This window comes from Shewanella sp. ECSMB14101 (genome assembly GCF_000773485.1).
Taxonomy (GTDB): domain Bacteria; phylum Pseudomonadota; class Gammaproteobacteria; order Enterobacterales; family Shewanellaceae; genus Shewanella; species Shewanella marisflavi.
The window spans coordinates 1-10,225 of sequence record NZ_JSFF01000024.1; the positions used below are offsets into that span (position 1 = coordinate 1).

Consider the following 10,225-nt stretch of genomic DNA (forward strand, 5'->3'; position numbering starts at 1 on the left):
CTTCGTCGTTTATCCAAGACTCTAATATTCCCGCTATCTCTTCAGGTGTTCTATCAACAGGATCAGTATTATGAGTCAGTGCAAAAACACCAACTAGAACAAGCAAGCCAATAATTATCGAGATGATCCAGATCACGATTTCACCTAACGCCCGCACCATGGGCGCACGGAACGTAGTGCAGTGCGTCCCGCCGCGCCAGCGGCGCAATGCGTGCGATTGTTATGAGTTTTTTGACTCGTGTAGAAACGAAATGTTTGAAGCATTTTCATAGTCGCCGTGTTTTAGTAAAGAAATTAACTTTCCTAATTCATTTTCCTGCATCAATTTATATTCTTCCTCTTTTTCGCGAATATCTTCATCATGCCAATAGTGATATAGATTTCCAAAAACATCTTCCACTTCAGGCATCTTTGACCAATCTAGCTTTTCAAATAGCATTTGAGCTATTCCACAATCCATATTGTCCTCATGCATAGCAGATAGTAGCTCAATTAACTTTTCTAATTCGGTCATTGCTTACTCATAACATTTTATTAGTGCGCATGCGCGTTTACCTCATTGGACCAGTAAAAACGCGCACAGTTAACTATCTGTATACAATGAACTTATCAGCATTTTGCTTAATATACCATCTGGAAAAACGCGCATGCGCGTTTTCCAAACCTATTATCAACTTGACAAGGATTGCAATCATTTGATTTTAAACGGAGTTATATTATCAATAACGGCAAAACGCGCACGAATTTAGGCTCAAAATCACCCAAAAGTCACATAATTTAAATATGACTCTGTATCTGTCCAGTTTCTACTTCTTGTGGTGAATCGCACAAACAGCACTTAGATAAGAAATTGTTGAGTAGTAAGTTTGCGATTTACTAGCTGACCACCAACTCACTTTGGGGCATTTCCTAGTTAAGAAAGTATTGACTCTGAAGTTGCAATAGCGGCCGTTCTTAAACTAGGGCAGTAACTCCCTTACGTCACACCCCAAAACCTCAGCGAGTTGATAGGCCTTTTCGAGCGTAATGTTGACCTCACCACGCTCAATTCGTCCTGCATAGCTACGATCTATCTCTGCTAATAACGCCATTTTATCTTGCGAGATCCCGAGAGCCTTGCGCTTATCGCGTAATTTCGCACCAAACTGGATAGCTAAGTCTTTCATTTTTCATCTCGTAAAGAGAAAGACTATCCAAAGTTGCGGCTTATAAAGCCACGGATTATAATCCGCATTTATAATGCAAAGCTCTCCTATCCCGGAGAGTTAGAGATAAAGAGCCGCTTTGCGAGAAAGTAATGTCAAAACCATCCATCAAGATTAACGCTCAACTAAATTCAATTCTCCAGGATGAGAACTTTGACAACTTCAGTGTGACACGATTACGTGACGCATACTTGGCAATGTCTTCAACGACCGAAGAGCCAATCGAAGCTCGCAAGTATGTTTACAGGCAAATCCATAGACTGGTTAAGAAAGGCTTACTGCTTAAGAAGGGAACAAAAAACTCTAAAAGGATTGTGTACCAAAAGTCTGAGCTGTTTTTTGAGACCAAATTCATCGTGCAAAATACAACAGCGGCCACGGCAAACCAGATCACATCAGCCCCCTCGACGACTAATCACGCCATTAGGCAACTTGAAGAGCGTTTGAAAGAATCTGAAGTGGATCTGCTTACTAGCATTGGTGAATCTGAAGAGTATATGCGGTTGTATCAGTCTTTCCCCGAAATGAAGGCACATCTCGAATCCCAGTACTTACAAGCCCGAGAAAAAAGCTCAAAACTACTTGGGCAAATCAAGGCTATTAAATCTGTCCTCTCTCACCAACGTAAATAATCTTCATGCAACTAAGACTATGGCAATCAGAGTGCGTCAATCGCGCTCTAAAGCACTTTAATGCCAAGCACAGGCATTTCCTATGCTTAGCGACGCCTGGCGCCGGTAAGACGATTATGGCAGCCGAGGTAGCAGCTCAACTATTTGAAAAAGGCCTAATCGACTTTGTGCTTTGCTTTTCACCTTCCATCAATATATCTCAGGGGATCAGGTCCGCATTTTCAAAACGATTAGATTGTCGTTTCGATGGCGTAATAGGGGCTATTGGTTGCTCCTATACCTATCAAAGTATGCTGTCATTCAACGAAAACTTTTGGCAACTACTAAAACGAAATCGCGTACTCGTTGTTTTTGACGAGATCCATCATTGCTCAGGCAGTTCTTTAGAAGATGCGAATGCATGGGGAGAAGAGATCTTACTGAATATTCAAAACCAAGCAGAATACACCCTAGCATTAACTGGCACTCCATGGCGCTCAGATCAGGCACCTATAGCTCTATCTCGTTACACAGATCCGAACAACCAAATTCAATGTGATTACATATACGGTTTAAGGGAAGCTGTAGCTGACGGAGTATGCAGAAATCCCAAGATCGTATTAATTGATAATGAAAAAATTTCGGTTACTGATGAAGAGAATGAAACTAAGACGTTTAATTGTCTGGATGATCTATTCAAAGGTTCTTCGGTTTCTTATCAATCGGTCATCAAAAATGATTTGGCAGTACGACATGTGTTAAAGCTAGCGACAAACAAGCTCAATAGCATTAGGTTACACAATCCAAATGCAGCAGGACTAGTCGTTGCATCATCAGTAGAGCATGCTTCACATATTCTGAATATTCTCAGAGAGGAGTTTGCACAAACCGCTGAAATCGTTACCTACAAAGAACAACAACCTTCATTAAAAATCGATGGATTCAGGAATGGCACAACAAGCTGGATTGTTAGTGTTGGTATGATTAGTGAGGGGACTGACATCCCACGTCTCCAAGTATGTTGTCACCTAAGCAGAGTCAAAACTGAGCTCTATTTTAGGCAAGTTCTAGGTAGAGTATTACGTAAAAACAAAAGCAAAAACCAAGAAGCCTGGCTATACACCTTCGCTGCACCAAAACTTGTCGAGTTTGCAAACCGCATAGCTGAAGAGATACCTGACATTCAAGTGGTATTCCGGGAAGCGCTGGAACCAGAAGTTTCACAGGGCCGAGGCAATACCCTTCCTTTGCTATCCAAAAATATTCCCCCAACGTCCATTAGCGAGCTTAAATTTGGACGAGCCTGCCTTGATGAACATACGCCATCACATTTGGCAGAGTTAGCATCGGCAAAACACTCACCTCCTGTAGCCTCATTGTCATTTGAGCTTCTCGGCGGTTTCAGAGAGAGAGTTGTTTCAACCTTTAGCTCTCCGTTCTAAACCCTCACAACAAAGTATGGTGACACCACTTTTTCAAGATTTATGCATAATGGCTTTTTCTGCGATACGAAGCTAAAAGTTCTGTAACTATCTTTTGAGATTTTAGGTGGTTTTAGAGAACAGCTTATATCTAACTTTGAATAACCTTTTTAAACGTATGCCCTACAATACGAATGCTGATAGGATTGTTATCCTAAAAATCGTAATTCATACTTTCAAGACAATCAGTTGCATGTGACCTTTCCCCTAGATTAGTACCAATACCTTAATGAGATTTTCCAGCTTATGCCGCTTGTTTAGCATATTCAACCGGCTGGCGTGAAGCCACCGTAGGCTTAAGCCCAGATCGCGCCGCCAAAGCGCTGATAGAGGAAGGCAACCTAGTCGACGATGGTAATCGGCCACAGCACAAAGTCAGCCTGCCCGACAACACGCGCCCACGAATGTACTGCGTGAAAGGCTGTATCTTGGATGACTAAAGTTGCGATGAGTCCCGTGTGGGCTTGTCGCCTTGCTGTGAACTGCCAGAGCACCTACAACCAATACAGAACAAGTAACAAATGAGCTAAATTATTTGGTTTTAACTCAAATAAGTTGAGAATAATCATAATCGTGGTAGGGTAAGCAACAGTGATAAAGTCCCAAATTTATGGTTAAAAAACACCGTGGAGAGAGCATGATCCGCTGCCACCTAGCCCGTTTAATGGGTGAGAGAAAAATGCGCATTAGCGACGTGATGCGAGAAACCGGCCTAAGCCGTACCACGGTCACGCTACTTTACAAAGAAACAGCTCTTAAAGTGGACTTAGAGGCGCTCGATAAGCTGTGCGAATTATTTAACTGCCCTTTAAGTGATTTGCTTGAACAGGTTCCGAATTAAAACGACTACAGGGAATGTTATGGCCTTCAACACCAATAAATTTAATGAAGATAGCCGGGTAAAAATCCCTGCAATTCTGCACCTAATGCGTCTAGGTTATAAGTACCTGTCACTCAAAGGGCAAAACTGGGATCTCGACACCAATATTTTCCCTGACGTATTCAAAACGGCTATTAGCAAAATTAACCCTAGTATTGATGATGCAGAAACAGGGCGCTTGCTAGAAGACGTCAAATTATTGCTCGATAACGAAGACTTAGGTAAAGCCTTCTTTGAACGCCTATCGGAGCGTTCAAATACCAAGCTGATCGACTTTGAGAATTTCAATAACAACACCTTCCATGTTGTCACAGAGCTAACATGTCAAAACGGCGATGAAGAATTCCGCCCAGATATCACGTTGCTAATCAATGGTATGCCGCTAGTGTTTATTGAGGTGAAAAAACCCAATAACCGTGAAGGCATTCTGGCCGAGCGAGCTCGCATCAACAAGCGCTTTCAAAACCCTAAGTTCAAGCGTTTTGCCAACATCACGCAGTTTATGATTTTCTCCAATAACATGGAGTATGATGACGGCGACCCAGAGCCTGTGCAAGGTGCCTTCTACGCTAGTAGCTCTTACCATAAGCCGGTATTTAACTATTTCCGCGAAGAAGAAGTCTTAAACTTAACCGCCTTGCTGAAGCAGGTGTCGGAGGAGGATGAGCTAAAAGTTTTAAAAGACAATAATCTCGAGGTTATTCGTAGTAATCCAGAGTTCCAGACTAACAAGCAGCCCGAGCGCCCAACCAATCGCATTTGTTCGTCGTTGCTAAGCCGTGAACGCTTAGCCTTTATCTTGCGCTATGCACTGACCTATGTGTCTGAGTCAGATGGCCTACAAAAGCACATCATGCGTTACCCGCAGTTGTTTGCTACCAAAGCCATTGAACGTAAGCTCAGCGAGGGCGTTAAAAAAGGCATTATTTGGCACACACAAGGCAGTGGTAAAACCGCCCTAACGTTTTACAACGTACGCTTTTTAACCGACTACTTCCAAAAGCAGCAAGTCATCCCTAAGTTTTACTTTATTGTTGACCGCTTAGACTTATTACAACAAGCGCAGCGTGAATTTACCGCCCGTGGCCTTACGGTATATACCGTCAACTCGCGAGAAGATTTTGCTCGCGACATCAAAGCCACGCAGGTGATCCACAACCATTCTGGCAAGCCAGAAATCACTGTGGTGAATATTCAAAAGTTTAAAGATGACCCTGATGTAGTTAGCACCAAAGACTATAACGTAACGATACAGCGCGTGTACTTTTTAGATGAAGTACACCGCAGCTATAACCCCAAGGGCAGTTTTTTGGCCAACTTGAGTCAGTCAGACAGCAACGCCATCAAAATTGGCCTAACCGGCACGCCACTATTAGGCGATGACTACAACTCGCGCGTGTTATTTGGCGACTACATACACAAGTACTATTACAACGCGTCCATTGCCGACGGTTACACTTTGCGCTTAATCCGTGAAGAGATCAGCACCCAATACAAAATCGAATTGCAAAAAGCACTTGAAGAAGCCGAAGTGAAAATGGGCGATGTCGATCGCAAACTCATTTATTCCCACCCAAGCTTTGTTGAGCCCATGCTGACTTACATCGTAAACGATTTTGAAAAAAGCCGTGGCGCATTAAACGACGCAACGATTGGTGGCATGGTCATTTGCGACAGCTCAGACCAAGCTAAACAGATGTTTGAAATTTTCAATGGCGTTTATGCCGATACACCCATTCTGCCGCAAACATCCAATTCAAATAGCCAGGTACTCGAAGTCGCCGAGCCTGCGCCAACCGCTTATGCCGAATCGGTTAAACAAGCCCAGAAGGTAAAAAACGCCGCCCTGATCCTGCACGACATCGGCACCAAAGAAGAACGCAAAAACTGGGTCGAAGATTTCAAGGCAGGCAAGATTGACTTTTTGTTTGTGTATAACATGCTGCTCACCGGTTTTGATGCCAAACGCCTGAAAAAGCTCTACCTTGGCCGGGTGATCCGCAAGCACAACTTGCTGCAAGCGCTCACGCGAGTGAACCGTACCTACAAAGATTTTCGCTACGGTTATGTGGTGGATTTTGCCGACATTCGTAAAGAGTTCGATGCCACCAACAAAGCCTATTTCGACGAACTACAGTCGGAGTTGGGTGATGAGATGGAGCATTACTCACAGCTGTTTAAATCTCAGGAAGAGATCAAACAAGAAATTGAGCATATCAAAGACGTACTGTTCCGTTTTGATACCGACAACATGGAAGAGTTCTGTAACCAAATCAGCCAAATACAAGACCGCGACACCGTGCTGGCACTCAAAAAAGCCTTAGCCGATGCTCGCAGTTTGTATAACTTGATCCGTTTGCAGGGCGAGTATGACTTTCTCGATGAACTGGATTTTGCCAAGCTCAACGTACTGTATCGCGAAACCAGCAACCATCTGGATTTACTCAACCTTAAAAACGATTTAGAAAGCGGTGAAGACACCAGTAACCTGCTCAACCGCGCCTTAGAAGACGTGATATTCAAGTTTGTAAAAATTGGCGAAGAAGAACTGGTACTGGCCGACAAGCTAAAAAACACCCTGCGCCAAACCCGCGAAGCACTGGCCAGCAATTTTGACCAGCAAGACCCGCAGTTTACCAGCTTAAAAGAAGAGCTAGAGCGCTTGTTTAAGAAGAAAAACTTAAGCGAAGTCACCCAGGATGAAATGGTTGCAAACATTGACGCGCTGAATAAAATCCACGACCGTGTCAAAGAGCTTAACCGCCAAAACAACCAATTAAGGCAAAAGTACCTCGGCGATGCCAAATACACCCGTATTCACAAACGCTTGCAAGAACGCCAACAAAGCCAAAGCGACATCAGCGAGTCAGAGCGTAAAATTTTCGAGGCATTAGCAGGCGTAAAACAAGATGCCGACGAGCAAGTGCTCAACAACAGCCAAGTGCTCGATAACGAAAGCTACTTTGAACGGCAAATGATGCCGCTGGTGATTGGCCGCTTTATGAAAGAACAGCAAATTAAACTCAACGCCGACGCCTCACGTTACATTAACCACCTCGTCGTCGCGGAATACTTAAAAGAATTTAATACCGGCAGCCAAGCGTGGTAATGCAGGTAAAACTGATTAGGAAGTAAACACCAAATGGTTGAATTAGAATTTCAGCAAAAAACCAAAGAATTAATCGATAGCTTAAAAAGCATCTGTGCCAACTATGGTTTAGGTAACGACGGTAATGAATTTAAAATCATTACCCAAACGTTTTTGTACAAGTTTTTAAACGACAAGTTCGCCTTTGAAGCGAAAAAGCTCGACGACAATATCGCCAAAGCCGATAAATGGGAAGAAGCCCTCGCAGCCATGAGCGAAGACGACCTCGACATGCTGCAACTACAAATGGGTGGCGATACCGCACGCTTAAAGCCACAGCACTTTATCAGCTACCTGTTTAGCCAACAAAACGCGCCGGATTTTGCCAAACTGTTTGACGATACCCTAATCGACATTGCCATTAGCAATAACGATGTATTTGCAGTAAAAACCGATGGCGGGGCAAAAGTGGTGCTGTTTGACCGCATCAGCCAATACATTGCTGACGACTCAAAACGCGATGCCTTCTGCCGCGCCATTATCAATAAATTAGTGGAGTTCAGTTTTGAGCGTATTTTCACGCAAAAATTCGACTTCTACGCCACTATATTTGAATACCTGATCAAAGACTACAACAGCAACTCTGGAGGTAAATATGCTGAGTATTTTACCCCCCATGCGGTAGCGCGCATTATAGCGGAAATCTTAATACCCAAAGAACAGCGCGGTACAGTACGCAATGTCAGTTGCTACGACCCATCGGCGGGTTCGGGTACGTTGCTGATGAACGTGGCACACGCCATTGGTGAAAACCGCTGTAGTATTTACACCCAAGATATTTCGCAAAAATCCTCTAACCTGCTGCGGTTAAACTTAATCTTAAATAACTTGGTGCACTCGATTCCCAATGTGATCCAAGGCAATACGGTGTTACACCCCTACCATAAAGACGGCAAAGAGCTAAAACGCTTTGACTATATTGTTTCTAACCCGCCATTTAAGCTCGATTTCAGCGACTTTAGGGATGAACTCGATAGCAAAGAAAACAAAGACCGTTTCTTTGCGGGTATTCCAAAGATTAAAGCCAAAGCCAAGGACAAGATGGAAATCTACCAATTGTTCTTGCAGCACATCATTGCCTCACTTAAACCGGGCGGCAAAGCCGCAGTCGTGGTGCCCACAGGTTTTATTACCGCACAATCGGGCATTGACAAAGGCATTCGCGAACATTTGGTGAAAAACAAAATGCTGGCGGGTGTGGTTTCCATGCCATCGAATATCTTCGCCACCACTGGCACGAACGTTTCTATTCTGTTTGTCGACGCCAGCAACGATGGCGATGTGGTCTTGGTGGACGCCTCTAACTTGGGCGAGAAAGTCAAAGACGGTAAAAACCAAAAAACCGTATTAACGCCAGAAGAAGAACAACAAATTATTGATGTCTTTAGCGCTAAAGAAGGAGTTGAAGATTTTTCCGTTTCTGTGAGTTATGACGACATCGAAGCTAAAAATTACTCGTTGAGTGCAGGCCAATACTTTGATGTCAAAATGGAATATGTAGATATTACCCCAGAGCAGTTTGCCGAGAAAATGCAGGGTTTTACCAGCAACTTGGATAGCCTGTTTAATCAGTCTCGTGAATTGGAAACGGAGATTAAAAAGCAGTTGGCGGGGTTGAAGTATGGAAAATAGAGCAACTCCGATAACTGAGTTATTGTCCTTTATGGTAGATAATCGCGGAAAAACGGTGCCAACTGCTGAATCAGGTTTTCCCTTGATTGCTACCAACTGCATAAAAAATAGCAGTATTTACCCAACTTTTGAAAATGTTAGGTATGTCGACGAAAAGACTAAAGACTCTTGGTTTAGAGCTCATCCAGAACCAAATGATATTATTTTTGTGAATAAAGGCACGCCTGGTCGAGTGTGCTTGGTTCCTGAACCTGTACCATTTTGTTTTGCCCAAGATATGATTGGATTTAGATGTGATCCAGAAAAAATTGATTATCAGTATTTGTTTGCGGTTTTACGTTCCGACTACATCCAAAAGAAAATCGAGAATTACCACGTTGGACTGGTAATCCCGCATTTCAAAAAAGGTGATTTAAAGCAACTCAATATTCCTCGCCTAGAAAGCCGTGAGGCTGAGCTGGCTGTTGGAAAGCTGTATTTAGCGCTATCGGAAAAAATTGAACTCAACAACCACATCAACGCTGAGCTGGAAGCCATGGCCAAAACCCTGTACGACTACTGGTTTGTGCAGTTCGACTTCCCAGACGCCAACGGCAACCCCTACAAAACCTCCGGCGGTAAAATGGTCTACAACCCAACCCTCAAGCGGGAAATACCTGAGGGATGGGAGGCAACTAATATCGGCAAAATATCAAAAACTGAATTGGGTGGAACCCCATCGACATCTGTGGATGAATATTGGCAAAATGCAGACATTCCATGGCTGAGTTCAGCCGAAACAGCATCATTTCCGATTATCACATCTGAACAAAAGATTACTCGGGCTGGAATTGATAACTCAGCAGCAACGCTTTTATCTAAAGGAACTGTCGTAATTTCGATTGTTCGTTATATTCGCCCTTCGATACTGGGAATTGATGCTGCAACAAACCAATCAGTGGTAGGAATCAGAGAGTGTAAGAGGCTTAAAAGCTCCTTTTTATATCCCTATTTTTGTCGTGAAGTCCCAAGATTAATGGGGTTGCGGACTGGGGCTCAGCAGCCTCATATTAACAAAGGCGTTATTGAAGGAAGCCCAATTGTTATACCTTGCGAGAAAGTTTTGACTGATTACTACAAAGTAGCAGATCCCATATTTGAAAAGATTATGAATCTTGCGCTTCAGAGCCACGAGCTTATGAAGCTCCGCGACTGGCTCCTCCCCATGCTAATGAACGGCCAAGTCACCGTTGGGGAGGCGAGCTAAATGTTAAACCTTACACCCCACC

At 43.6% G+C, this 10,225-nt stretch carries 8 protein-coding genes; 6 read left to right on the plus strand and 2 right to left on the minus strand.

The window, feature by feature from the left end; all coding sequences use genetic code 11:
* Positions 1 to 220: 220 nt before the first annotated feature.
* Positions 221 to 514, minus strand: coding sequence for a hypothetical protein (locus tag NY07_RS15765; RefSeq protein WP_033540322.1), 294 nt, complete (start codon positions 512 to 514; stop codon positions 221 to 223).
* A 445-nt stretch (positions 515 to 959) separates the two neighbouring features.
* On the minus strand, positions 960 to 1,166 hold the full coding sequence (locus NY07_RS15770) for a helix-turn-helix domain-containing protein (RefSeq protein ID WP_033540323.1): 207 nt from the start codon (positions 1,164 to 1,166) through the stop codon (positions 960 to 962).
* A 131-nt stretch (positions 1,167 to 1,297) separates the two neighbouring features.
* On the opposite strand from NY07_RS15770, the gene NY07_RS15775 reads away from it, so the two are divergent.
* The 6 genes from NY07_RS15775 (at position 1,298) to NY07_RS15800 (ending at position 10,203) form a co-directional block, all read left to right on the plus strand.
* Positions 1,298 to 1,837 (plus strand): hypothetical protein, encoded by a 540-nt coding sequence (locus NY07_RS15775; protein WP_033540324.1) that lies wholly within the window; start codon positions 1,298 to 1,300, stop codon positions 1,835 to 1,837.
* 5 nt (positions 1,838 to 1,842) lie between these two features.
* Entirely contained in the window at positions 1,843 to 3,258 is a 1,416-nt protein-coding gene (locus NY07_RS15780) for a DEAD/DEAH box helicase (protein WP_033540325.1), read from the plus strand.
* 676 nt (positions 3,259 to 3,934) lie between these two features.
* Positions 3,935 to 4,138 (plus strand): helix-turn-helix domain-containing protein, encoded by a 204-nt coding sequence (locus NY07_RS15785; RefSeq protein WP_033539344.1) that lies wholly within the window; start codon positions 3,935 to 3,937, stop codon positions 4,136 to 4,138.
* A 19-nt stretch (positions 4,139 to 4,157) separates the two neighbouring features.
* A complete protein-coding gene (locus tag NY07_RS15790) occupies positions 4,158 to 7,286 on the plus strand; it encodes a type I restriction endonuclease subunit R (protein WP_081953855.1) in 3,129 nt (1,042 codons plus the stop codon).
* Between the two features lie 33 nt (positions 7,287 to 7,319).
* On the plus strand, positions 7,320 to 8,957 hold the full coding sequence (locus NY07_RS15795; RefSeq protein WP_033540326.1) for an HsdM family class I SAM-dependent methyltransferase: 1,638 nt from the start codon (positions 7,320 to 7,322) through the stop codon (positions 8,955 to 8,957).
* A complete protein-coding gene (locus NY07_RS15800; RefSeq protein ID WP_052125823.1) occupies positions 8,947 to 10,203 on the plus strand; it encodes a restriction endonuclease subunit S in 1,257 nt (418 codons plus the stop codon). Before NY07_RS15795 ends, NY07_RS15800 begins: the two co-directional genes overlap by 11 nt.
* Positions 10,204 to 10,225: the final 22 nt, after the last annotated feature.

Coding starts and splice junctions, on each gene's coding strand:
- NY07_RS15795 (WP_033540326.1), top strand. CDS start 7,320: ATGGTTGAATTAGAATTTCAGCAAAAAACCAAAGAATTAATCGATAGC.
- NY07_RS15775 (WP_033540324.1), top strand. CDS start 1,298: ATGTCAAAACCATCCATCAAGATTAACGCTCAACTAAATTCAATTCTC.
- NY07_RS15780 (WP_033540325.1), top strand. CDS start 1,843: ATGCAACTAAGACTATGGCAATCAGAGTGCGTCAATCGCGCTCTAAAG.
- NY07_RS15790 (WP_081953855.1), top strand. CDS start 4,158: ATGGCCTTCAACACCAATAAATTTAATGAAGATAGCCGGGTAAAAATC.
- NY07_RS15785 (WP_033539344.1), top strand. CDS start 3,935: ATGATCCGCTGCCACCTAGCCCGTTTAATGGGTGAGAGAAAAATGCGC.
- NY07_RS15765 (WP_033540322.1), bottom strand. CDS start 514: ATGACCGAATTAGAAAAGTTAATTGAGCTACTATCTGCTATGCATGAG.
- NY07_RS15770 (WP_033540323.1), bottom strand. CDS start 1,166: ATGAAAGACTTAGCTATCCAGTTTGGTGCGAAATTACGCGATAAGCGC.
- NY07_RS15800 (WP_052125823.1), top strand. CDS start 8,947: ATGGAAAATAGAGCAACTCCGATAACTGAGTTATTGTCCTTTATGGTA.